The 22,124-nt window shown below is 68.2% G+C and carries 28 protein-coding genes and 1 riboswitch; of the genes, 12 read left to right on the top strand and 16 right to left on the bottom strand.

The window, feature by feature from the left end; genetic code table 11:
* Positions 1–110: 110 nt before the first annotated feature.
* The gene (rplT, locus tag ACOFKS_RS09335; RefSeq protein WP_419808968.1) at positions 111–476 is read right to left on the bottom strand and encodes a 50S ribosomal protein L20; all 366 of its coding nucleotides are present in this window, start codon (positions 474–476) and stop codon (positions 111–113) included.
* 12 nt (positions 477–488) lie between these two features.
* A complete protein-coding gene (gene rpmI / locus ACOFKS_RS09330; protein WP_419808967.1) occupies positions 489–692 on the bottom strand; it encodes a 50S ribosomal protein L35 in 204 nt (67 codons plus the stop codon).
* 160 nt (positions 693–852) lie between these two features.
* Between rpmI and ACOFKS_RS09325 the strand changes: the two genes are divergently transcribed.
* Complete coding sequence (locus ACOFKS_RS09325; protein ID WP_419808966.1) at positions 853–2,988, top strand: AsmA family protein; 2,136 nt, start codon at positions 853–855, stop codon at positions 2,986–2,988.
* A gap of 87 nt (positions 2,989–3,075) precedes the next feature.
* On the opposite strand, the gene ACOFKS_RS09320 is transcribed toward ACOFKS_RS09325, so the two are convergent.
* Positions 3,076–3,879, bottom strand: a complete 804-nt coding sequence (locus tag ACOFKS_RS09320) for an inositol monophosphatase family protein (protein WP_419808965.1) — start codon at positions 3,877–3,879, stop codon at positions 3,076–3,078.
* Positions 3,880–3,984: 105 nt separating this feature from the next.
* On the opposite strand from ACOFKS_RS09320, the gene ACOFKS_RS09315 reads away from it, so the two are divergent.
* Genes ACOFKS_RS09315 through ACOFKS_RS09305 form a run of 3 tightly spaced genes read left to right on the top strand, consistent with a single transcriptional unit; the run spans position 3,985 to position 6,095 of the window.
* Positions 3,985–4,476, top strand: a complete 492-nt coding sequence (locus tag ACOFKS_RS09315) for a hypothetical protein (RefSeq protein WP_419808964.1) — start codon at positions 3,985–3,987, stop codon at positions 4,474–4,476.
* A 15-nt stretch (positions 4,477–4,491) separates the two neighbouring features.
* Complete coding sequence (locus ACOFKS_RS09310) at positions 4,492–5,022, top strand: peroxiredoxin (RefSeq protein ID WP_419808963.1); 531 nt, start codon at positions 4,492–4,494, stop codon at positions 5,020–5,022.
* 59 nt (positions 5,023–5,081) lie between these two features.
* Entirely contained in the window at positions 5,082–6,095 is a 1,014-nt protein-coding gene (locus tag ACOFKS_RS09305) for a diguanylate cyclase (protein ID WP_419808962.1), read from the top strand.
* Positions 6,096–6,455: 360 nt separating this feature from the next.
* Here the strand turns inward: ACOFKS_RS09305 and ACOFKS_RS09300 are convergent, their stop codons facing one another.
* Positions 6,456–7,067: a YbhB/YbcL family Raf kinase inhibitor-like protein gene (locus ACOFKS_RS09300; protein ID WP_419808961.1), complete on the bottom strand. Its 612-nt coding sequence runs from the start codon at positions 7,065–7,067 to the stop codon at positions 6,456–6,458.
* An 85-nt stretch (positions 7,068–7,152) separates the two neighbouring features.
* Here ACOFKS_RS09300 and ACOFKS_RS09295 point away from each other — a divergent pair, with 85 nt between their 5' ends.
* Positions 7,153–7,590 carry a DUF1810 domain-containing protein gene (locus ACOFKS_RS09295; protein WP_419808960.1) on the top strand — a complete coding sequence of 146 codons (438 nt, stop codon included), beginning with the start codon at positions 7,153–7,155 and terminating at the stop codon, positions 7,588–7,590.
* 9 nt (positions 7,591–7,599) lie between these two features.
* On the opposite strand, the gene ACOFKS_RS09290 is transcribed toward ACOFKS_RS09295, so the two are convergent.
* Positions 7,600–8,115 (bottom strand): ferritin-like domain-containing protein, encoded by a 516-nt coding sequence (locus tag ACOFKS_RS09290; protein ID WP_419808959.1) that lies wholly within the window; start codon positions 8,113–8,115, stop codon positions 7,600–7,602.
* 127 nt (positions 8,116–8,242) lie between these two features.
* Here ACOFKS_RS09290 and ACOFKS_RS09285 point away from each other — a divergent pair, with 127 nt between their 5' ends.
* Entirely contained in the window at positions 8,243–9,691 is a 1,449-nt protein-coding gene (locus ACOFKS_RS09285; protein ID WP_419808958.1) for a S41 family peptidase, read from the top strand.
* Positions 9,692–9,741: 50 nt separating this feature from the next.
* Positions 9,742–10,173: a pyridoxamine 5'-phosphate oxidase family protein gene (locus ACOFKS_RS09280; protein WP_419808957.1), complete on the top strand. Its 432-nt coding sequence runs from the start codon at positions 9,742–9,744 to the stop codon at positions 10,171–10,173.
* Between the two features lie 20 nt (positions 10,174–10,193).
* Here ACOFKS_RS09280 and ACOFKS_RS09275 read toward each other — a convergent pair whose 3' ends face one another.
* From ACOFKS_RS09275 to ACOFKS_RS09265, 3 genes are all read right to left on the bottom strand, one after another.
* The gene (locus ACOFKS_RS09275; RefSeq protein ID WP_419808956.1) at positions 10,194–10,553 is read right to left on the bottom strand and encodes a hypothetical protein; all 360 of its coding nucleotides are present in this window, start codon (positions 10,551–10,553) and stop codon (positions 10,194–10,196) included.
* Between the two features lies 1 nt (position 10,554).
* Entirely contained in the window at positions 10,555–11,034 is a 480-nt protein-coding gene (locus ACOFKS_RS09270; RefSeq protein WP_419808955.1) for a GNAT family N-acetyltransferase, read from the bottom strand.
* Positions 11,035–11,171: 137 nt separating this feature from the next.
* Positions 11,172–12,035 carry a hypothetical protein gene (locus tag ACOFKS_RS09265; protein WP_419808954.1) on the bottom strand — a complete coding sequence of 288 codons (864 nt, stop codon included), beginning with the start codon at positions 12,033–12,035 and terminating at the stop codon, positions 11,172–11,174.
* Between the two features lie 96 nt (positions 12,036–12,131).
* Between ACOFKS_RS09265 and ACOFKS_RS09260 the strand changes: the two genes are divergently transcribed.
* Positions 12,132–12,965: a DUF2726 domain-containing protein gene (locus ACOFKS_RS09260; RefSeq protein ID WP_419808953.1), complete on the top strand. Its 834-nt coding sequence runs from the start codon at positions 12,132–12,134 to the stop codon at positions 12,963–12,965.
* On the opposite strand, the gene ACOFKS_RS09255 is transcribed toward ACOFKS_RS09260, so the two are convergent.
* Positions 12,962–13,300: a DMT family protein gene (locus tag ACOFKS_RS09255; protein ID WP_419808952.1), complete on the bottom strand. Its 339-nt coding sequence runs from the start codon at positions 13,298–13,300 to the stop codon at positions 12,962–12,964. The two genes, ACOFKS_RS09260 and ACOFKS_RS09255, sit on opposite strands and share 4 nt — an antisense overlap.
* A 78-nt stretch (positions 13,301–13,378) precedes the next feature.
* On the opposite strand from ACOFKS_RS09255, the gene ACOFKS_RS09250 reads away from it, so the two are divergent.
* Genes ACOFKS_RS09250 through ACOFKS_RS09240 form a run of 3 tightly spaced genes read left to right on the top strand, consistent with a single transcriptional unit; the run spans position 13,379 to position 14,103 of the window.
* Positions 13,379–13,531 (top strand): hypothetical protein, encoded by a 153-nt coding sequence (locus ACOFKS_RS09250; protein WP_419808951.1) that lies wholly within the window; start codon positions 13,379–13,381, stop codon positions 13,529–13,531.
* Between the two features lie 54 nt (positions 13,532–13,585).
* Positions 13,586–13,840: a type II toxin-antitoxin system Phd/YefM family antitoxin gene (locus tag ACOFKS_RS09245; RefSeq protein ID WP_419808950.1), complete on the top strand. Its 255-nt coding sequence runs from the start codon at positions 13,586–13,588 to the stop codon at positions 13,838–13,840.
* The gene (locus tag ACOFKS_RS09240) at positions 13,837–14,103 is read left to right on the top strand and encodes a Txe/YoeB family addiction module toxin (protein WP_419808949.1); all 267 of its coding nucleotides are present in this window, start codon (positions 13,837–13,839) and stop codon (positions 14,101–14,103) included. Before ACOFKS_RS09245 ends, ACOFKS_RS09240 begins: the two co-directional genes overlap by 4 nt.
* A 3-nt stretch (positions 14,104–14,106) precedes the next feature.
* Here the strand turns inward: ACOFKS_RS09240 and ACOFKS_RS09235 are convergent, their stop codons facing one another.
* The 7 genes from ACOFKS_RS09235 to ACOFKS_RS09205 form a co-directional block, all read right to left on the bottom strand.
* The gene (locus tag ACOFKS_RS09235) at positions 14,107–14,862 is read right to left on the bottom strand and encodes a hypothetical protein (protein ID WP_419808948.1); all 756 of its coding nucleotides are present in this window, start codon (positions 14,860–14,862) and stop codon (positions 14,107–14,109) included.
* A gap of 32 nt (positions 14,863–14,894) precedes the next feature.
* The gene (gene thiC / locus ACOFKS_RS09230; RefSeq protein WP_419808947.1) at positions 14,895–16,754 is read right to left on the bottom strand and encodes a phosphomethylpyrimidine synthase ThiC; all 1,860 of its coding nucleotides are present in this window, start codon (positions 16,752–16,754) and stop codon (positions 14,895–14,897) included.
* Between the two features lie 40 nt (positions 16,755–16,794).
* Positions 16,795–16,918: riboswitch (TPP riboswitch) on the bottom strand.
* Between the two features lie 119 nt (positions 16,919–17,037).
* Positions 17,038–18,081 (bottom strand): ferritin-like domain-containing protein, encoded by a 1,044-nt coding sequence (locus ACOFKS_RS09225; protein ID WP_419808946.1) that lies wholly within the window; start codon positions 18,079–18,081, stop codon positions 17,038–17,040.
* Between the two features lie 20 nt (positions 18,082–18,101).
* Positions 18,102–19,136 carry a ferritin-like domain-containing protein gene (locus tag ACOFKS_RS09220; RefSeq protein ID WP_419808945.1) on the bottom strand — a complete coding sequence of 345 codons (1,035 nt, stop codon included), beginning with the start codon at positions 19,134–19,136 and terminating at the stop codon, positions 18,102–18,104.
* 113 nt (positions 19,137–19,249) lie between these two features.
* Positions 19,250–20,140 carry a MipA/OmpV family protein gene (locus tag ACOFKS_RS09215; protein ID WP_419808944.1) on the bottom strand — a complete coding sequence of 297 codons (891 nt, stop codon included), beginning with the start codon at positions 20,138–20,140 and terminating at the stop codon, positions 19,250–19,252.
* Positions 20,141–20,346: 206 nt separating this feature from the next.
* Positions 20,347–20,736, bottom strand: a complete 390-nt coding sequence (locus tag ACOFKS_RS09210) for a DUF2141 domain-containing protein (protein ID WP_419809282.1) — start codon at positions 20,734–20,736, stop codon at positions 20,347–20,349.
* Positions 20,690–21,544, bottom strand: coding sequence for a sterol desaturase family protein (locus ACOFKS_RS09205; RefSeq protein WP_419808943.1), 855 nt, complete (start codon positions 21,542–21,544; stop codon positions 20,690–20,692). The genes ACOFKS_RS09210 and ACOFKS_RS09205 overlap by 47 nt, the downstream gene beginning before the upstream one ends.
* Before the next feature lie 122 nt (positions 21,545–21,666).
* Here ACOFKS_RS09205 and ACOFKS_RS09200 point away from each other — a divergent pair, with 122 nt between their 5' ends.
* Complete coding sequence (locus tag ACOFKS_RS09200; RefSeq protein WP_419808942.1) at positions 21,667–21,966, top strand: hypothetical protein; 300 nt, start codon at positions 21,667–21,669, stop codon at positions 21,964–21,966.
* The last annotated feature ends 158 nt before the right edge of the window (positions 21,967–22,124 follow it).

Raw genomic sequence — 22,124 nt, 5'->3', positions numbered from 1 at the left:
ACGCTTCGGAAGTCTGGATCCCCGCCTGCGCGGGGATGACGATTTACGATCAAGAAAAGGGCGCCGGTGTTGCCACCGACGCCCCGCCGTCTTCGATGCTGCAGGTCGCCTCAGGCGGCCTGGGGCAGTGCCGCCTTCGCCTGCGCGATGATCGCGGTGAACGCCGCTTCCTCGTGCATCGCGATGTCGGCCAGGACCTTCCGGTCCAGTTCGACGCCGGCGAGCTTCAGCCCGTGCATGAACTGCGAATAGGTCAGACCCTCGGCGCGGACGCCGGCGTTGATGCGCTGGATCCACAGGCCGCGGAAGGTCCGCTTCTTCACCTTGCGGTCGCGATAGGCGTACTGGCCGGCCTTTTCGACCGCCTGCCGCGCGACGCGGATGGTGTTCTTGCGACGACCCCGGTAGCCCTTGGCCTGTTCCAGGATGTTCTTGTGCTTGGCGCGGGTGGTTACACCCCGTTTGACGCGTGCCATCTATCTAGCTCCTCAACCCAGACCGTACGGGGCCCAAGCCTTCACCGTCGCGGTGTCGGCCTTCGACAGCACCTTGGTGCCGCGATTCTGGCGGATGTACTTGCCGTTGTGATGCAGCAGGCGGTGGCGCTTGCCGGCGACGCCGTGCTTCAGCAGGCCGGAGGCAGTGAGCTTGAAGCGTTTCTTGACGCCGCTCTTCGTCTTGAGCTTGGGCATTTTGGTCCTTTCTGTTGAAGCGAGACTGAAACGACCGCGGCAGCCCTGATGGCCGGGCCGTTGTGGACGCCTCGCTTGCGAAGCGGCGGCCCCTAGCTGGTCGGGCATCCGATTGCAACCGAATCGGAACCGGAACGATCCCCACGCGCTTGGGTCCGTCATGGACGAGGCTACTCAGCGTATCGAGCAGCCGGTCGACATTCCGGCGCCGCCCGCGCCCCGGCTGTCCCGGCGCAGGCGCATCGCGCGCAATATCCTGCTGGGCGTGGTCGGGACGGTCGCGGCGGTATGGCTGGTGCTGTTCGTCACCAAGGGTCGCTTTCTCAAAGGGCCTTTCGAGCGCATCGTCGGCGGGCAGCTCGGCCGCGAGCTGCGCGTCGGTGGTGACTTCCAGCTCTATTTCGCGCCGTTCCGGATCAAGCTCTACGCGGAGCGCGTGACGGTCTCCAATCCCGGCTGGGCGACGCGACAGCCGTTCTTTCGGGCCGACCGGATCGACGCGCGCATCGCGCCGCTGTCGCTGATCTGGGGCCGGCGGCGGCTGTACTCGCTCGATCTGCTGAACGGCGCCGCCGACCTGGAGTATGACGGCGCCCACGCCGCCAACACCTGGACGTTCGGCAGCGGCAAGAAGGGCGGCAAGCCGTTCGAGTTCCCGCGCATCGACGAGGCGACGGTGGCCGGCACGACCGTCCGCTATCTCGATCCGAAGATGCGGCTGCTCGCCGACCTCGACATCGATACGATCCGGTCGACCGATGCGCGGATCGGCAGGGCGGTGGGTCTGCACGGCGGTGGCATGGTGCGTGACACGCCGTTCACCGTCACCGCACGGCTGCTGTCCCCCGACGCGACGGTCAACCGTGGCAAGAACGAGCTGGTGATGCAGGCCCATGCCGCCGGCAACACGATCGACGTGGCGGGCACGCTGCCGTCGATCGCCGATATCGAGGACGTGCCGCTGCAGGTGCGGGCGCGCGGCGGCAACCTGTCGACGCTGCTCGGCATCATCGGCGTGACGCTGCCCAACACGCGCGATTACCGGTTGCGCGCGCAGCTGGTGAAGCAGGGGGAGGAGTATCGCTTCACGCGGCTGACCGGCGTCGCGGGCAACACCGATCTGGCGGGGCGGCTGACGATCACCAACGGCGAGCGGCTGCATCTCGCGTCGGAGATCGCGACGCGCAGCCTCGACATCATCGACGCGGCACCGTTCATCGGCTTCAATCCCGATATCGTCGCAGCGCGCGGCGCGGTGGCGGCGGCGGCGGCAACCGGTGCGGGGCCGGCGCGGATCATGCCCGACGCACGCTTTCCGGTGGAGACGATGCGGCAGTTCGATGCGGACGTGCATTGGACGGTCGGCGTGGTGAAATCGCGCAACGTGCCGATTTCCGACATCGATGCGACGCTGGACCTGACGCGCGGCAAGCTGACGCTGTCGCCGCTGACCTTCACCATGGCGCGCGGGCATGTCGCGTCCGACATCGTCTTCGACACCCGGCCGCGACCGAGCGCGGTCAGCTATGACATCCGCCTGGCGCCGACGCCGCTCGGGCGGCTGCTGGCGGGCTATGGCGTGGCGGAGGCGGGGACGAGCGGCACGGTCAAGGGTCGCATCCAGCTGACCGGGCGCGGCGACACGATCCACGACTCGCTCTCCAGCGCCAATGGGCGCATGGCGTTCATCCTGCCGCAGGGCACCTTCTGGACGCGCAACGTCCAGCTGTCGGAGCTGGACCTCGGCACCTTCGTACAGAAAATGTTCGAGAACCGGCTGAAGGAGCCGGTGCAGATCAACTGCGGGCTGATCGGCTTCACCGTGCGCGGCGGGGTGGCGGCGGCGGACCCGATCCTGATCGACACCAGCAAGAACGTGATGCTCGGACGCGGCGGCTTCAGCTTCCGGACGGAGGCGCTCGACCTGGCGTTTCGCGCGGACGGCAAGAAGTTCTCGCTGTTCTCCGCCCAGTCGCCGGTGTCGATCAACGGCAATTTCGCCAAGCCGGGGTTCAGCGTGGTCAGTCCCGAGCTGTTGGGGCGTGCGGGCGTCGGACTCGGGCTGGCGCTGGTGGCGACGCCGGTGGCGGGCATCCTGGCGTTCGTCGATGTCGGCGACGCGAAGTCCGCCGCGTGCGGTCCGGTGCTGGCCGGCGCGGGCGCGGCGGCGCAGCGGACCACCGGTGGCCGGGCGCGCGACGATGTCGGACGGGGCACGACGGCGACGGCGGAGGACGGGCGCCGGTCGCCCGATCAGCGGCGTTCGCAGCGGAAGAGGTTCCTGGGTATCTTCTAGGTCCGACCGGGCTGCGCCGCGGCAAAGCCGCGTCGATCAGGTCGGCGGCGCCGCCTGTCGGCCGGGCTCACGCGGTCTCCGGGCCAGCTACGCTGCCCCGGTGCCGCTTAGAGCTTCCAGCACGTCGTCCACCCGCGCCGGGTCGCCGATCGCGAGCACCTGACCGCTGCTGGCGGCGCTGAGCGGATCGCCTTGCCAGTCGCACATCCGCCCGCCCGCGCCCTCCACGATCGGCGCGAGCGCGGCGAAGTCGTAGAGCGCGAGGCCGCTTTCGCAGACCAGGTCGAGACAGCCGCTCGCGACCAGGCCGTAATTGTAGCAGTCGCCGCCATAGACCGGCCCCTGACGCAGATTGCTGCCGGACACCGCCATCGCGAGGCGCATATAGGCCTCGACCTCCTCGCCCCGGAACAGATGCGGGCTGGTGGTCGCCAGCAGCGCGCCTTCCAGCGCGGCGCAGGCGCGGGTGCGAACCGGCCGGCCGTTGAACGTCGTCGGCCGCCCCGCGACGCCGACCCAGCGCTCTCGCTGGATCGGCTGATCGATGATGCCGAGCACCGGCCAGTCGTCTTCGACCAGCGCGATCAGCGTGCCGAAGATCGCGCGCCCGGCGGTGAACGAGCGCGTGCCGTCGATCGGATCGAGCACCCAGCGGCGGCCGGTGACGCCCTCCTTCTCGCCATATTCCTCCCCGATCACGCCGTCGCCCGGTGCCTCGGCGTCGAGCAGGCGGCGCATCGCGGTCTCGGCGGCGCGGTCCGCCTCGGTGACGGGCGAATGGTCCGCCTTCAGCTCCTGGGCATAGGCGGCGCGGAACAGCGGGCGGATCGCCGCGCCCGCCGCATCGGCGAGGCGCTCGGCGAGTTGACGATCGGCGGGGGAGACGGGCATGGCGGTCGCGTAACCCGCACCGCCGCGCCCCGCAACCGCGCGGGTTTCCTTGCTCTACCGTCGCGCGCGGGGTACGCCCGATCGTCGAAACGAGGTTCGCGCGCGATGCTCCTGGCCTTTCTGCTCGCGTTGCCGGTCCAGGCGGAGGCGACGCCGCCGCGCCAACCGCCGCGTGAGGAGGATGTGGTGACCATCGTGCAGGCGATCCTGCCGCACGCCATCGGTGCCTTTGCCGCCAAATGTCAGACCCTGCTGCCGCCTGACGCCTATCTGCGCCGCGATGGCGAGCGGCTCGCCGGCCGGATGCAGCCGCTCGCCGACATCGCATGGCCTCGCGCGTCGCCGTTGCTCGCCCGGCTCGCCGCCGCCCGCTTTACGCCGGGTGCAAGCGACGCGGACAAGAAGACGCAGCTGTTCGCCTCCTTCGACCAGAAGGTCGTGCGCGACATGTCCGCGCCGGACTGCGAAGCGGTGAGCGGACTGCTCGAACCGCTCGATCCGCTGCCGCCGCAGAACCTGACCCTGTTACTGTCGAGACTGGTCGAGACGTTCTTCTTCGGCACCCGCGGTGCGACCCTCTCTTCGCCGATGCATTGATCCAAAGGAAAACCCATGCGCCACCTCCTCGCCGCCGCTCTCGTGTTTGCCGCTACCCCGGCGCTCGCAGCCCTTCCGGTCGGGGCGCGGGCGCCCGACTTCACCACGCGTGGCGCTTCGGCGGGCAAGGTGCTGACGGTGCATCTCGCCGAACAGCTGCGACGCGGGCCGGTGGTGCTGTATTTCTTCCCCGCCGCGTTCACCGGCGGCTGCAACGCGGAGGCGCATGCCTTTGCCGAGGCGGTGGACGATTTCCGCGCGGCGGGCGCGACGGTGATCGGCATGTCGGCCGACGACGTGCCGACGCTGCAACGCTTTTCGGCTGAGAAATGCGCGGGCAAGTTCGCGGTGGCGAGCGCCGGACCGGCGGTGATCCGGGGCTATGACGTGGCGCTGGGTCAGGCGGTGCAGGGCCGCAACGTCACCGGCCGCACCAGCTATGTGATCGGCCGCGACGGGCGGATCGCCTTCGTGCACAACGACCTCAATCCGGCCGAGCACGTCGCCACCACGCTCGCGGCGGTCCGGCAGCTGCGGGGACGCTGACGCGCTTCACGCGATGCTAACCTTCTCGCCCTAAGACGCCTCAAGGGCAGGGGGCCACGATGGCGAGCGCAGCGGTGCGACAGGGCAGGAAGGTCGATGTGCTTTACGCGCAGATCGGCGCCTTTCTCGATGCCCATGGACTCGATCCGGAACCGGCGCATTACAGCTTCGCGCACGCCGCGCTGACCGATCCGCAGATCGGGTCGGCGGTGGCGCAACTGACCGATGGCGGCGTGCGCCTGCGGCGGCAGGATATCGAGCAGCTCGGCGGCAACGTCGTCGCGCGCCGCGCGCCGCGGCCGGTCGCCGTGGTCGACGACAACGCCGCGCGGCTGGTCGCCGAAACGCAGGCGCAGGTCGACGGCTTCGCCGACCTGATGCGGACCATCCGGCACGAAACCACCGGCTTCGGCCGCGACCTGCAGGAGAGCGCGGCGGCGATCCAGCGTCAGCCGGTGGTGGCCGGACTGGACGAGATCGCGCGGCTTACCGGGGCGATGGCATCGCGCATCCGCGATGCCGAAGTCCGGCTGGCCAACGCGGCCGTCGAGACCGACCTGCTGCGCGCCAAGCTGGGCGAGGCCCAGGCGATGGCGCGGCGCGATCCGCTGACGGGGCTGACCAATCGGCTGGGGCTGGAGGAGGCGTTCGCGACGCCGGTGGCACCGGCGACGGTGCGCTGTCTGGCGGTCGCGGACGTCGATCATTTCAAGCGTTTCAACGACGAACATGGCCACGGCGTCGGCGACCGCGTGCTGAGCGCGATCGGCCGCGGGCTGGAACAGGCGTGCGTCGATCAACTGGTCGCGCGGTACGGGGGCGAGGAGTTCGCGGTGCTGACCACCGGGGCGTCGCTCGTGCAGGCCGCGGCGATGCTGAACGGCGCCCGGGAAGAACTGGGGCAACGGCAGTTCCGCGATCGCGAGACGGGAACGGCGCTGCGACGGATCACGCTGTCGGCCGGTGTCGTCGCGGTCCGGCCCGGCGAGACGCTGGCAGTGGCGTTGGCGCGGGCGGACGATCTGCTCTACGCGGCCAAGGCCGACGGTCGCGACCGGGTGTGCGTGGCCTGAACGCCAGCTAGCGGCGCAAAGCGCCAAACAACGTGGCGTGGTTCGCCACACACAAGATGCACTTTCAATGGCTTTCGCCTGAAAACAACGACTTCGGTAAGTTGGCACGGCGGGTGCAAAGTCTCTGGCACGACCGGAATGATCCGGTCGAGATCAGGGAGTTCCAACCATGACCACCACCACGCTTCAGCGCCAGCTCGTCTCGATGGTCGCCGCGCTGTTCTTCGCCGGTGTCGCGCTGTCGGCGGCGCTGCCCGTCCTGCCGGTCGCCTGAACGATGCGCCGCACCCTCTCCCTCGCCCTTGCCGCCTTCGTCGCCACCACCATGCTGGCGGCGACGACGGGCGGCCTGCCGATCGCCTAGACCGGCGCGACCGCGCCGACCGGCCCGATGGCGGCGGGCTCGCCACGACTATAGGTGCCGACCAGCACCGCCGATGCGAGGACATGACCGCGCATCGCCTCCACCAGCGCCGACCGCCCCGGTGTGTCCTTCGGGTCCGGCGCGTCGGCATCGAGCGCGAACAGCTGGAACACATACCGATGCTCGCCATGCCCGGTCGGCGGATCGGGCGGCAGCCAGCCGACGCGGAAGAACGAGTTGCGGCCGATATCGCCCGCCTCCCCGTCCGCGACGATCGCACCCTCCGCCAACCCGCCCGCCGCGACGTCGAGCGCCCAGACGATGCAATGGACCAGCGGCTGCGACGCGGGCGCGTCCGGGTCCTCGACCAGCAACGCCAGCGTCGCACCGTCCGGCACCCCGGTCCAGATCATCGGCGGCGATACGGGGCCGCCGTCTGCGTCGGCGGTGAACCGCTCGGGCAGCCGTGCGCCGTCGGCGAAAGCGGGGCTGGAGAGGCTTAGCTCTCCCTCACCTGCCATGCCGGGCTGCGCGACCACGATCTTGTCGATGCCGGCGCGCCGTCCGGCGAGCGCGCGACCGAGCCAGGCGGGGACGTGTTCGAGCATGGGCAGGTCTCCTTCACCCCCCTCAACGATGCGACGGCGCCGAAGGTCCGGGAACCGGTACAATCACGCGGCGGTTCGGGTCGGCATGACAGACTCGCTCGATCGGTTCGTGGACGCGCAACGCGACGGCTTCGACGATGCGGTCGCCGAGCTGCGGCGTGGGCGCAAGACCGGGCACTGGATGTGGTGGGTGTTCCCGCAACTTGCCGGGCTGGGGCGGAGTTCGACGGCGCGCTTCTATGGCATCGCCGATGCAGCGGAGGCGCGGGCGTACCTTGCACATCCGCTGCTGGGCGTTCGGTTGCGGGAGGCGATGGCGGCGGTCGTGGCGGCGCCCGGAGACGCGCCGACGATCATGGGTGCGATCGACGCGACCAAGCTGCGGTCCTCGGCGACGCTGTTCGCGGCGGTGGCTGACGATCCGGCGCCGTTTCGCGCGGTGTTGGCGCGGTTCTTCGATGGTGAGGATGATGTGCTGACGGTGGCGATGCTGGCGTCGTCACCCCGGAGCCCTCCGGGGTGACGCGACAGGTCAGGCGGTGGCGAGTTCGGCGGCGGCGTTGACCTTCGACTCGGCGAGCGCGGTCAGCTTCTCGTCGGTCGCCTTTTCCTCCGCCAGGGTCTCGGCGAGCAGCTGCGCGCTCTGGGTGCGGCCCAGCTGGTTCGCCCAGGCGATCAGCGTGCCGTAGCGGGTGATCTCGTAATGCTCGACCGCCTGCGCGTTGGCGGTCAGCGCGGCGTCGAGCACGGCCTTGTCGGCGATGTCGCCCGCGGTCTCGTTGGCTTCCTTGATGATGCCGTCGATCGCCGGGCAGGTAACGCCCTTCTCTTCCAGGCCTTCGATCTGGAAGATGCGCTTCAGCCGCTCGATCTGGCCCTCGGTCTCGCGCAGGTGGGTCTCGAAGCCCTGCTTCAGCTGCGGGTTCGTCGCCTTCTCGATCATCTTGGGCAGCGCCTTGGTGATCTGATTTTCGGCGTAATACACGTCCTGCAGCGTGTGGACGTAGAGGTCGTTCAGCGTTGCGATGTCCTTGGAGAACAGGCCCATGGTGCGATCCTTCGTGGGGGAGAGAGCCGCTTCAACGTGCGCCGTGGCGATGGGTTGCGGCGGCGTGGCCGATTGCGACAGGCAGCGTGCACTGCTACGATAAGCTATTGAAACGAAAGTGAGAACGATGGGCAGGCGTTGGGTGTCCGTTCTGGCGATGGCGGCGATGCTGGCCGGGTGCGGCGGCGGCTCGTCGGGCGGTGGCTCGTCGGCGGTCGGCGGCACCGCCGCGGCGACGTCGACCCCCACCGCCGCGACGACGGCCGGCGCCGGCTGTACGTTGCGCGACCGGCAGGACTGGGCGTTCGCGCAGTTGCAGGAATGGTATCTGTTTCCCGAGACGCTGCCGGCCAGCCTCGATCCGACACCCTATACCGACGTTCAGTCCTACATCGATGCGCTGACCGCGACGGCGCGCAGCCAGCGTCGCGATCGCTATTTCACCTATCTGACCTCGATCAAGTCGGAGGACGCCTATTACGACGCGGGCTCGTCGGCGGGGTTCGGCGTGCGGCTGAGCTATGAGGGCGCGGCGGGTCGGGTGTTCGTGGCGGAGGCGTTCGAGAACGCGCCGGCGCTGGCGGCGGGGATCGACCGGGGGACGGAGATCCTGGCGATCGGTACGACCGAGGCCGATCTGCGTGACGTCGGCACGATCATCGCCGCCGAGGGGACGGCGGGTGTCAGCACCGCGCTCGGCCCGAACACGGCGGGCACGACGCGGGTGCTGCGGATCGCCGATGCCGCGGGCACGCGCACCGTGACGGTCGCCAAGACGGACTATGCGCTGACGCCGGTGTCGAGCCGCTATGGCGCGAAGATCATCACCGAGGGCGGCAAGCAATACGGCTACATCAACCTGCGGACCTTCATCAGCACGGCCGAGACGCCGTTGCGGAGCGCCTTCGCCAGCTTCCGCGCGGCGGGCGTTACCGACGTCGTCGTCGACCTGCGCTACAATGGCGGCGGGCTGGTCTCGATCTCCGAGCTGATCGGCGACCTGCTGGGGGCGGCGCGGTCGACCGGCGACGTGCTCGACTACACCACCTTTCGCACCTCCAAGTCGGCGGAGAACGAGACGCGGTTCTTCCAGCCGCAGCCGCAGTCGATCGCGCCGACCCGGCTCGCCTTCATCGGCACGGGCGGGACCGCGTCGGCCAGCGAGCTGACGATCAACGCGCAGATCCCCTACCTCCACGCCAACGCGGCGCTGATCGGCACCAACACCTATGGCAAGCCGGTCGGGCAGATCGCGCTGGACAGAGCCGCCTGCGACGACCGGCTGCGCCTGATCGCCTTCGCGACGCAGAATGCGAACCGGCAGGGCGGCTATTTCGACGGGCTGGCGAGCGTGGTCGAGGCGAGCTGTCAGGCGGCCGACGACCTGTCGCACCCGCTCGGCGACCCGCAGGAGGGCTCGACGCGGGCGGCGCTCAACTTCCTGGAAGGCGTGAGCTGCACGCGGATCGCGGCGGCCGAGGCGGAGACGCAGTCGGTGGGTGGAAGCCGGAAGCGCGAGTTGCTGACGCCGCCCAACCCCGACACCGCACAGCGCGAGACGCCGGGACTGTTCTGAGCGGACCCGAGGTCGGCCGGCTGCGTTGGGCAGGGCAGAGGAGACCTGCCATGCCCAAGACGCTTGCCGAACTCGCCGAGAAGATGCGCGACATCGACTTCTGCACCTTGTCGACGGTGACCGACAACGGCGCCATCGCCGGTCGGCCGATGAGCAACAACCGCGAGGTCGAGTATGACGGCGACAGCTGGTTCTTCGCCGACGACAGCGCGCGGCTGGTGAGCGACATCGCGGCGCGACCGGAGGTCGGGCTGGGGATGCAGGGCAAGAGCGGGCTGCTGGGGATGCGGCCGTTCTTCGTCACCGTCGAGGGGCGGGGCGAGATCGTCCGCGACAAGGCGCAGTTCGCCGCGCACTGGCACAAGGAGCTGGAACGCTGGTGGCCCGACGGGATCGACACGCCCAGCCTGGTGCTGGTCAAGGTCCACGCCGATCGCCTCCATTACTGGGACGGCGAGGACGAGGGCGAGCTGACGGTCTGACCCGTGGCGAACCCCGGCGGCTAGCCCGAGAACGAGCCGCCGGGGGCCATCATCCCGCGTGCCCCGAAGAACAGCGCGGCGGCGACCACCATCGTCATCGCGACGAAGACGATGCTGCGGCGACCGGTCGCAATCTGCCACACGCCGTTGAGGATCGACAGCGCGCCGAACGCCATCACGCCGACGAACAGTTGCAGCGCGTCGTGCGCCTGATCGGCGGTGCCGGTAAAGGTGGTGCCGCTCGCGTCGGTGACGCCGGGATGGCTCATCGACGGGTACATGTGCCAGGCGAGCGCGCCCATGCCGCCGAGCAGGAACAGGCCGAGGATCAGCAGCACCCAGCCGAGACGCTTGACGGTGCGGGGCTCTTGCGTGGTCATGTCAATTCTCCATCGGCAGGCGCATCGCGACATCGCAGCGCGCATAGGTGGCGCCGAACCGCGCCATGACGCCCGCATCGTGGACGAAGCCGGCGCGTTCGTAGAGGCGGATCGCGGCGGCGCAGCGGCTGCTGGTGAGCAGATAGAGCAGGCGGCAGTCGGGCAGCGCGCGGGCGTGGGCGATCAGCGCGTCGAGCAGCGCCGCGCCCGCGCCCGACCCGCGCGCGGTGGCGAGGACGCCCATCTTGGTCAGCTCGTACTCGCCCGGCCCGGTCGGCATCAGCGCGCCGGTGCCGACGATCCCGTGGTCCGTGTCCTCGGCGAACAGGACCGTGCCGCCCGCGTCGACGATGACCTCGCGCGGGTGATCGAGGACGTGCTCGTCATGCGGCTCCAGCACGAACATCTCCGCGATCCACGCCGCGTTGATGGCGCGAAAGACGGGGGCGAGATCGTCGGTGTAGGGGCGAATGGTGAGCATCGGGTCGGGCCAAAGGTAACGAAAGGTAACGCCCGGACGCAAGGCCGACGCGACGAAGCGGGGGCCGCATGGTCGCTGGGCAACGCTGCGGACGGCGCGTCGACCTCCGGCGGACGGACGGCAAAGGTGAGCTAAGGTTACACCCGGACGCGCTGACGACGGCGTGCCCGCTTGCTCTTCGCGGGCGGCTTCCAGGTGCCGTTCTTGGCCGCCTCCAGATCGCGCTCGAACTGCTCGCCGAACGGCGGCGCGTCGTCGGCGTGCGCTTCGTCCGCCTTCGCCTGCGCCTCGCGGGCGACGAGGTCGGGATCGCGGCGCCAGCGGGGCAGCTCGCCGTCGCAGGCGTCGGCGAGGTCGAGTGCGCCTTCCAGATCGTCGGCGTCCATCAGCATGTGCGGTGCCGCCGGCCGGACCGGATCGAGCCGCTCCAGCGCCTCGGCGATCGGTTCGGGCGCGGCGGGCGCTGGCTCCCCCACGGCGCGGTCGGCCCTGTGCGCCTTGGTGAGGTTTTCAGGGCGGAACAGCTCGGGCATGTGCGCGCGCAGCAGGAACATCGCCATGCGGTCGTGATGCCGGACGCGGGTGCCGATCACGCGGCCCTCGCGGTCGTGGATCGGCTCCTCGGTGCCCTCCAGCGCGCGTTCCATGCAGACGTCGATCAGCCGGCTCATCGCGCGGCGGATCGCGGCGGTCCAGGCGCGGTCGAACCCGGCGCCGTCGGGGGCGCGGCGGAGCGTGTAGGCGCTCTTCGCGGTCATGCCGACGGTGCGCGCGGCGAGCGTCACCGAGCCGGTGTCGGCGAGCGTGGCGATGAACAGCCGCTGCTTTTCGGACGACCAGCCGTCGACGCGCGGCTTTCGCCGGACCGGCAGCCAGTCATACTCGGCCGGATCGAAGCCGTGCGCGTCCAGCACGGCCTGGCGCGGCGCGTCGGGGGTGGGGGCGGGAACGCCGGCGCGCTCGGGCGCGGGCGTGAGGTTGCGAATGAGGTCGTACTCCATCGGCCAGCCTAGGGCACAGGCGGGGGTTTGTAGGACAGGCTTTTCCGGGCGCGGCCCTTCACCTTGTCCTAACCGCAGGCGTGGCACGACGGCGCGATGGGTGCTTTGCTGGCGACGATCGGGCCGTTCGAGATCGCGGTCTTTCTGGTGGTGTTCGTGCTGCTGGCGGCGTGGCTGTACCTGCCGCAGCCGACGCGGCCGGGGCGGCTGTGGGAGGATAGCCGGCCGTCGTCGCGACCGCGTCGGGGGTCGTCGCCCAACTCGGCGGCGCGGTGGCGGGCGGCGGGGCGAGGCGAGGTCGTCCGGCTGTCGTCGCCGATCGAGCCGCGGATCATCGATGCGGCGCCCACCCTTGCCGCGCCAAATTTCGCAGCGCCCAGTCCTGCACCGGGCGTGATCGATCCGGCGGAGCAGTTGCGCGCGGTGATGGCGGCGCCGTTCACCGCCAAGCGCGTGCTGTCGCGCACCGAAGCCAACGTCATGCTGGCGGCGGAGGCGGCGATCGCCGAGGCCGGACTGTCGTGGCGGGTGCTGGCGCAGGTGTCGCTGGGCGAGGTGTTGGCGTCGTCCGACAAGGCGGCGTTCAACGCGATCAACGCCAAGCGTGTCGACCTGTTGATCGTTTCCGGCATCAGCGAGCCGCTGGCGGCGATCGAATATCAGGGCGAGGGGCATTGGCAGGGCACCGCGCCGGCGCGCGACGCGGTGAAGAAGGAGGCGCTGCGCCGCGCGGGGGTGGGTTATATCGAGGTGACGCCCGCCCACGGTCCCGACGACCTGCGCCGCGAGGTGGCGCGGCTGGCGATGACGCTGGCGGCGGCGGGGCGGCTGCGCGAGGCCGATAGCGCGCACCGGGGGCGGCCGGGTGGCGGAGCGGACGCGGGGCAGGCCGGGGATCGGGCCGGGGTGGGCGGACCGCGCGCGGCCTAGCTGCGGCCGACGAACAGGAACGCGACCGCCGCCATCAGGCACGCCGCCGCCGCGCCGTGCCGCCAGGTGAGTGACTCGCCGAGCACCGCGACCATGAAGCCGCCGAAGATCAGCAGTGCGATCGCCTCCTGCGTGACCTTGAGCTGCGCGGGGCTCCATCCCTGCGCGTAGCCGATCCGGTTGGCGGGCACGGCGAGGCAATATTCGAACAGCGCGATCCCCCAGCTGATCGCGATCACCTGCCACAGCGGCTTCGTCATGCCGCCCTTCAGGTGCCAGTACCAGGCGGTGGTCATGAACAGGTTGGACAGCGTGAGCAACGCGAGCGTGGGCATGGCGGCGGTGTAGCGCGCGACGAGGGCCGACGACAGGCGGGCGGGCGGCGGCGAAATGGTGTAGAGGGGAAGCAGGGCATGCCGCCCCGATCGGAAGCGATGATGGCCAAGGGTCAGATGAAGTCGAACAAGGAAACCCGCAAACCCAAGGCGGAGAAGGCGCCGAAGCAGAATGCGTCGAACCCGAGCACCAAGGGTGAGGCGGTGAAGATGGTGACGGTGAAGGGGTAGGTCTGACGGTCCGACCGGATTGACGTTGGACATAGTCCTGTCCATAGTTTGTCCATGCAAGCCGTCAGCTATTCCGAAGCCCGCGAAAATCTGAAGTCGATGATCGACAAGGTCGTCGCCGGTCGCGCGCCCCTCGCCATCACGCGCCAGCGGGGCGAGGGCGCGGTGTTGATCTCGGCGAGCGAGTGGGCGTCGATCGAGGAGACGCTGTACCTGCTGCGCTCGCCGGCCAATGCGAAGCGGCTGCTCGAAAGCGTCGCGGAGTTGGACGCGGGCGGCGGCGAGGTGCGCGAACTCTTGCGGCCGTGAACGACCGGTTCTCGTCGCGATCGTGGGCGGAGTATCTCGACCTGCACGCGCACGACCCTAAGCTGTTCGCCAAGGTCAACACGCTGATCGAAGAATGCCGCCGTCATCCGTTCGAGGGCACCGGCAAGCCCGAACCGCTCGGCGGCAACCTGTCAGGCTGGTGGTCGCGGCGGATCAGTCACGAGCACCGGCTGGTGTATCGGGTCGCCGGGTCAGGTGAGGAGCAGGTGCTGGAGGTGGCGCAGTGTCGGTATCATTATTGAGGGTTAGGAATAAAAGCCACTGAAGCGATTCTCAACCAGCGCTTCTAAAACTTGAACCGAGCTAGCGTCTGGCTGCCCTTCAAAACTTCCCAAGATCGATAACGCTTCTGACGCTGCCCTTTTTGCCGCCTCGAGCATATCAATCGTCCCGTCATTCGCTACGTTCTGTAGAGCCAATGCGGCATGATAGAATACAAAGGGATGCTCCTCGCGAAAACGGCCGACTAGCCACTCCATGTCCGCCTTGTTTGGCTCCATCTGCATCATTGCGACCGCCGCAAGTCGCCTACCTGCTGATCTCGATGACTTGTAAGCGTCGACGCGATCTGAAATCGACGGACCCAACGAACGCATCTGAACAAAGACTCGAGTCATTGCATGAGTACGTCGGTCACTCGCCGGCATAACACGTCGAATAGTATCATACTCGATACAGAGACGCTCGAGTTGATCTACCAGCACTGGTTCGCCCACCACCCCCGCATCCAAGACGATCTTAGCTGCGGCTTCCACTTCGGCGATGCTCACCGCCCCAGACTCTGACGTTTGAGAGCCTAACTGATCAGCGACCTTTTCAAGTTCGGTTTCCACTGCGCCAACTTTGAGCGCTTTTACGCGGTCTATAACGCTAGGAATTTTTGCTAGCGCACCGCGTATCTCGCGTCTAAAGATCAGTACCAAAGACAAGACAGCAGCTGGCCAAGCCAGCGCGCCTATAAGTGCTGCTAGCGCAGTGATCAACTTAGCCGCTGGTTCCATATTAGTACCTAAGTATATTAGAGAAGCCCATCTTAGTGATGGTCCCGAGCGCCAGCATCAATGTACACCTCGCCGCCCTTCTCGCGAAACCGCTCGCTCATCCCGGCCATCCCGGCCTCCGCCTCCTCGGCGGCGATGAACGTTCCCACCGCCGCGTTCTGCTTCGCCGCGAAGTCCCGCACCTCCTGCGTGATCTTCATCGAGCAGAACTTGGGGCCGCACATCGAGCAGAAGTGCGCCGTCTTGGCACCCTCCGCCGGCAACGTCTGGTCATGGTAGGATTCCGCCGTGTCCGGGTCGAGCGACAGGTTGAACTGGTCGCGCCAGCGGAACTCGAAGCGGGCGCGTGACAGCGCGTCGTCGCGGAGCTTCGCGGCGGGGTGGCCCTTGGCGAGGTCGGCGGCGTGGGCGGCTAGTTTGTAGGTCACCACGCCGACCTTGACATCGTCGCGGTCCGGCAGGCCCAGATGCTCCTTGGGCGTGACGTAACAGAGCATCGCGGTGCCGTACCAGCCGATCATCGCGGCGCCGATGCCGCTGGTGATGTGGTCGTAACCGGGTGCGATGTCGGTGGTCAGCGGCCCGAGCGTGTAGAAGGGCGCCTCGCCGCAGACCTCCAGCTGCTTGTCCATATTCTCCTTGATCTTGTGCATCGGCACATGGCCGGGGCCTTCGATCATCACCTGGACGTCGGACTTCCACGCGCGGTGGGTCAGTTCGCCGAGTGTGTAGAGCTCGGCGAACTGCGCCTCGTCGTTGGCGTCGGCGATGCTGCCGGGGCGCAGGCCGTCGCCGAGCGAGTAGGCGATGTCGTACGCCTGCATGATCTCGGTGATCTCGTCGAAGCGCTCGTAGAGGAAGCTCTCCTTGTGGTGCGACAGGCACCATTTCGCCATGATCGAGCCGCCGCGGCTGACGATGCCTGTCACGCGCTTGGCGGTCAGCGGAACGTAGGGCAGGCGGACGCCGGCGTGGATCGTGAAATAATCCACGCCCTGTTCGGCCTGCTCGATCAGCGTGTCGCGGAAGATCTCCCAGGTCAGCTCCTCGGCGATGCCGCCGACCTTCTCCAGCGCCTGATAGATCGGCACGGTGCCGATCGGGACCGGCGAGTTGCGGATGATCCACTCGCGCGTGTCGTGGATGTTGCGGCCGGTCGACAGGTCCATGACCGTGTCCGCGCCCCAGCGGATCGACCAGACGAGCTTGTCGACCTCGGCCGCGACGTTCGATGCGACGGCGGAGTTGCCGATGTTGGCGTTGATCTTGACCAGGAAATTGCGCCCGATCGCCATCGGCTCGGATTCGGGGTGGTTGATGTTGTTGGGGATGATCGCGCGGCCGCGCGCGACCTCGTCGCGGACGAACTCGGGCGTGACGTGGTCGGGGATGGCGGCACCGAACGACTCGCCGTCACGGACGTGATCGCGCAGCATGTCGCGGCCGATGTTCTCGCGGATGGCGACATATTCCATCTCGGGCGTGACGATGCCGCGCCGGGCATAGTGCATCTGGCTGACGTTCTGGCCCGGCTTCGCGCGGAGCGGGCGGCGGACGACGTTGGGAAAGGGCTGAACGCCGCCGCTGCGATCCGGGCCGAGCTGGCCATTGTCCTCGGGCCGGGTTTCGCGCCGGTCATAGCTCTCGACATCGGCGCGCGCCTCGATCCAGGCGCGGCGGCGCTGTTGCAGGCCGGCACCGATGTCGATGCGGACGGCCGGGTCCGTGTAGGGGCCGGACGTGTCGTAGACGTTGAGCGGCGGTTCGCCGCAGCCGGGATCGAGGTCGATCGCGCGCATCGACACGCCGAGTGGGCCGACGTGGATCTTGCGGCTGCCGCGGATCGGGCCGGTGGTGACGCCGATGTCGAACTTGGACGGGATGTCGGCCATTGCGTATCGCTCCAATGTCGGAGCGAGGACGGATTTCGCGAGCCGAAAGCCGCTCCCTCCCTCCGCCGGTCAGTCCTCGAAATGAGGGGCCGGATCAGGTTCGGCGGGTCGGAGCGTGCTCGCTCCCTCTCAGCCGCGCATCAGCGGCCCCCCGGGGACAGCCTCGAACATAGGCGCGGTGGAGGTGACGTGCAAAGGAAAAGGGTCGCGTGCCCGAAGGAACGCGACCCTCTAATTGCATCACTGAGGCGACGGCGACGAGCCGTCACGCCACCTCGTTGTCTTAGGGATTGGCAGCCGCAACCCGGAAGGCGCTGTTCGTGCCGGCGGGGAAGAACCCGCCCGACGACGTGCCCGCGGCCGCATTCAGATACACGATGTGGTGAACCTGATTGGTGTTGCGGCTGTAGACGATCCCGTTGGCGTCGGTCGGAACGATGTTGGACGTGCCCGTGAAACCGGTGCCGGTCCCGGTGATGCCCTGATCGTCGTCACTGGCTCCATCAAGCGAGTCACGCGCATTCGAGATCGCATCGGTGGCGGTCCGCAGCGACGGCGTCGCAACGCCCTTTCGGTAGAGCACCGTGCGAACCAGGCCCGCATGATACGCTTCCGCCGCCAGGATACCGGCCGCCGCTTCGAGATAGGTCTTGTTGACCAGCAGCGGTGCACCGCCCTTGTAGGCGGTCACGCCGACGTCTTCGAAGATAAACGCGCCGAGCAGGAAGTTGTTGTCGTTCGCGTAGGGATCGAAGGTGCCGTTGGTGTTGTCGATCGCTCCGGTAGTCGGGTTGGTAGCGATCCCGGCGGCGCGAGCGGCGGCCGTGAACGCGCCAGTGGCCCCACCGTCGATGTTCAGCGACGGAAGCGCCACCGCCGCACTACCCAGGGTGTTACGAAGGAAGTTCACGTGCGCGACTTCGTCCGCCGCGATTTCACGGGCATATTGCGCCACGAGCGGGTCGGTGAACGTCACCTGGCGACCGCCGGTCACGGTCCCGGTGGTGCCGACACCACCGGTGATGGCAGCCGACAACGGCGCGCCGAACGCCGCGTAGGAGTAGAAGGTAGCTTCCAGATATTCGAGGTTAAGCGCGAAATTTAGCACGTCCAGATCGATCTGCGCCGCTGTCGGCGTCGGCGTCGTGGTCACTGGCGGCTGGGTCGTGCCCTGCACCGGATCGTTGTCACTGCCGCACGCGGCAAGCATCGACATACCCGCAACGGCGGCGGTGCCGGCACCCGCGACCTTAAGGAAACGGCGACGCTCCGCGCGACGCTCTTCGGAACGCTCGATGATCTCGAGCATGGCGTTGTTCTGAATCATTGTCTCTCTCCCTGCTCGGATCAGGCTGCTGGCACGTTGTTGGCGCTGGTACGGATGCTACCGTTGACGCCCTGCGGGAAGAACCCGCCCAGCGTAACCGCCGCCCTGTTCAGATAGACGATATTCAGCACTTGCCCCGTCGACCGGCTGAACGCGAGCCCGTTGCCGTCGAGCGGCGCGATGTTTGACCGTGCGCCGACAGCGCTATTGTCGGTGGCGATGCCCTGATCGAGATCGCTCGTTCCGTCCAGCGAATCGCGCGCGTCGGAGATCTTACCGGCGTTGGTGATCAGCGCCGGCTGCGCCACCACCGCCGGCGTGGTCGCCGTCGCGGGCGTGCCGATGCCCTTGGCATACAGCACGGTACGGACGATCGACGCGTGATAGGCTTCGACCGCCAGAATGCCAGCCGCCGCCTCGAGATACGCCTTGCTGGTAATCAGCGGCGACGCACCCTTGTAGGCGGTGACACCGACGTCCTCGAAGATGAACGCGCCGAGCAGGAAATTCTCGTCCGATGCATAGGGGTCGAAGAAAGTCGGCGCCGTATCGCTGGTCGCCCCAATGATCCCGGCCGCCCGCGCCGCGGAGCTGAACGCCCCGTTGGGCGTGATGCCGACGTCGATCTGCGGCTGCGCGACGGCCGCCGAAGTCAGCGCCGAACGCAGGAAGTTGACGTGCGCCAGCTCGTCGGCCGCGATCTCTCGCGCATACTGAGCGACCACGGCGTCGGTGAACGGCACCGCGTGGGCACCGGCGTTGAGCGACAGCGAGTCGGTCGGGACCGCCGTGCCCACACCCGTGATCGATGTCGCCGGGATCGGCGTGCCGAACACCGCGTAATAGTAGAAATTCGCCTCGAGATATTCGAGGTTGAGCGCGAAGTTCAGGATATCGTTATCCGTCACCGCCTGCGCCTCGGCCGCCGACGCGAACGCGAACGCTCCCGCGCCGATCGCCGCCGCGCCGACTACGGCCTTGAAGAACTCTCGCCGTTGCTCACGGCGCTGCACTCGTGAATCGAATGCTTCCACCAACTGGGCGGTATCGGTCATACGGGGCACTCCCTTTCCTTAACCATCTAGCAACAGCCGATGATATTGTTGGTTCCGGTAGCGGAAAGATTCAGCGCTGACCATTAAGTAAGCGCCAATTCCGCATCCCGGCCTCAGAACGTATAGGCGAGACCGACCACGCCCAGCCACTGGCTGCGCCGGCCGGCGATGCGAGTGACGGGGCTGTCGCCGAAATCGTTGAGCAGCCGGGCATAGGTGCCGCCGCCCACCAGCTTGAACCCATGCAACAGGTCGCCGGTCAGCGACACGGTGCCGAGCGCGCCGATCGTGTAGTTCTTCCAGCCGCCGCCAGCGTTGTAGGCGGGCAGCCCGGAGACCAGCGCCTGCCCCGGCGTGACGGAGAAGTAGGTGCGCGCGTAGCGGTCGTTGACATGCTCGGCCGACACGAACAGCCCGACCAGCGTCTTGCGGCTGAGCGGCGTCAGGTAGTTGATGCTGGGCGCCCAGATACCGCTGTCGTGCGCGTTGTTGACGTCGTGGCGATAGGACAAGGAGAAGCTCAACCGGTCGAAGTCGCTGGTGATGACCCCGGTCTTGCCGATCCCGACATAGCCGCCCAGCTCGATCGCGGTATTCACCTCGCCCAGCGCGCGGACGCGGACGTCGTCGATGTTCTTGACGCTGGACCGGTTGAAGTTGAGCACGCCGACCGGGCCGGCCTGTATGTCGATGCCGGGGCCGGGGCGGTTGGGGATGAGGTCGACCGACAGGCGATTGCCCGCGAGCGTGAAGTTGAAGCCGTGCACCGACCCGATCGCGCCTGGCGCGGGCGAGAAGCGATAGTCGTTCGAGCCCTCGTAATCCGGCAGGTAGGCGCCGCCCGCGCCGATCGTGATGGAATCGCCGCCCGCCGCGTCGACCGCCTCCGCGGCGTCGGGGGGTACGGCGGTGGGCGCATTCTGCGCGGCCGCGGGAATTGCGATCAGTGCGAGCGGCGCGACGGTGAGAGCGAGAAGGCGCAAGGCAGTTTCCCCAATTGTCATAAGCTGTTTCGCGTCCGTAACGCCGTCAATAGGGTTTGGGTCCGAACGCAGACGATGAGGTGCGGAGGTGTGGCAGAATTGCATCGGTTGGCGGCGAAACATGGCGTCGGATGGCCAGAGTCTGCGACATCCGTGGGACGGTCGGCTTGCCGGCGGTGCCTTGCCCGGCTCGCCTCCGGCCAAGTCAGGCGAAAGCTCGGCTCGGATTACAGGATGTACCTCACCGTAACCCGTTCCTCCCGACCGGCCCCATCCAGCGTGAAGCGGGCTGCCGCGAAGCGCGGCGGGCCGAACCGGGCGGCGGGGTTGCGGGAAAAGCCGTAGCCCTCGCGCGGGATACCGGCGAAGGTGTCGAGCCGACCGTTGCCGTTCTCGTCATGAATCACCGCCAGCGCATAGTCGCCGCGCGGTAGGGCCGGAAAGGCGAAGCGCCCGGCGCGGGTGGGAACGCTCAGCGTCACCGCGTCGCGATCGTCGACGCAGGCGGGAAAATTGCCCGGATCGGCGGTCAGGCAGACCCGGATCATTCCCTTCGCGGACCGCAGCCGATCAAGCGTCACGTCCAGCCGCGACACGGGCGCCGCCCCGCCCAGCATCGCCGGCAACGCCGCCGTCCAGGCGAGCAGCGCCGCACGGCCGACGCGCGCGCGCCTTCGTGAAGTCGCCGACTCCGCGATCGGTGCCGCACAGCCTGTCCCAGAAACGGAAATAGAGGCCATAGTTACACCCATATTGTTCGTGGTGACGCTGGTGATGGCTCGCAGTGATGAGCCAGTCACCCAATGGCCCGCGCCACATGAACCGGGGGAATATCTCCCACCCCATATGGTTGGTGACGCCCATAACCGTCATCGTGGCGAGCACTACCCCCAGCATCGCGACGTGGATCGGAATCACGAACACCAGTAGCGGAATGGCCACAGCCCCGGTCAGCGCCTCGATGGGATGAAACGCCATCGCGGCCCAGGCGGTGGGCGGGCGGCTGGCGTGGTGGACGGCGTGGGCGAGGCGGAACGGCCGGGGCCGGTGCATCCAGCGGTGCGTCCAGTAGAACCAGGTGTCGTGCGCCATCATGTAGAGCAGTACCGACACGGGCAGATACCAGAGCGGGTAGAGGTGGACGTCGCGGTAGATCAGCGTCCAGCCCTGCGTCGCCCAGCCCCAGGCGACGACGCCGGCGGGGATGCCGTAGATCGCTGCGGAAGCCAGGCTCCACGCGATCTCGCGCCGCACCTGCGCGTCCAGCCCACGATAGAGGCCGGGATGCCTGAACCGCGTCGCCAACGCGAACCCGCCGCTCGCGAGCAGATACCGCCCGCCCACGATCGCCGACATGGCAAGCGCGGAGAGGAGGATGGCGAGGAGCGGGGGCACCGACAGCGCTGTACCCTGTACCGCGGGCATGCGCCACTTCTTCGGGGGGCGACCCGGATCGGCATTGCATGGCGGCAACAGTGTGGCGGCTTTGGCGACGCGGGGGAAACGCAGCGGCATTGCTGCGTTCTTGCCTCGATTGGGGTACCGGTGTGTCGAGCGATGAGGTTCCGCCCGAGGACGAGTTGGAGAGCCGGCAGGGCGCCGGGCTCTATCCGGTCGGTCGCGCATTGCGCGCGACGTTCGATGCGGAGAACCACGACAGTCTGGGCACCGACCTGACCGGGCTGATGCTGGAACTGGCGCGGATCGATCCCGACGCGCCGGCAAAGGTGCGGGTGCCGCCCGCGGTCGGACCGGTGCCGCCGACAGCGCCGGTGGTGGCCGTCATGCCGCCGGAGCCGGCGGCGGCGGCGCGGCAGCCGCCATGGTGGCGGCGGTGGTTGGGATGACGGGTCGCATAGCGTCGCCGCGATCGGGTCTTCGCCGTCCCGGCGTGGCCAAGATGGAGGCGCGGCACCGCCGCCCCCGCCGATCGTGGCGTTGATCCGTGTTGCCGGAGAGCACGTCGCGCCTGTTCGGGTCGCGTGCGATGCGGTAGGCGTGGGGA

Source organism: Sphingomonas sp., from assembly GCF_965200135.1.
Lineage (GTDB): Bacteria > Pseudomonadota > Alphaproteobacteria > Sphingomonadales > Sphingomonadaceae > Sphingomonas.
The sequence above is the reverse complement of the archived record's forward strand: the minus strand, read 5'-3'. Positions and strand labels throughout refer to the sequence as shown.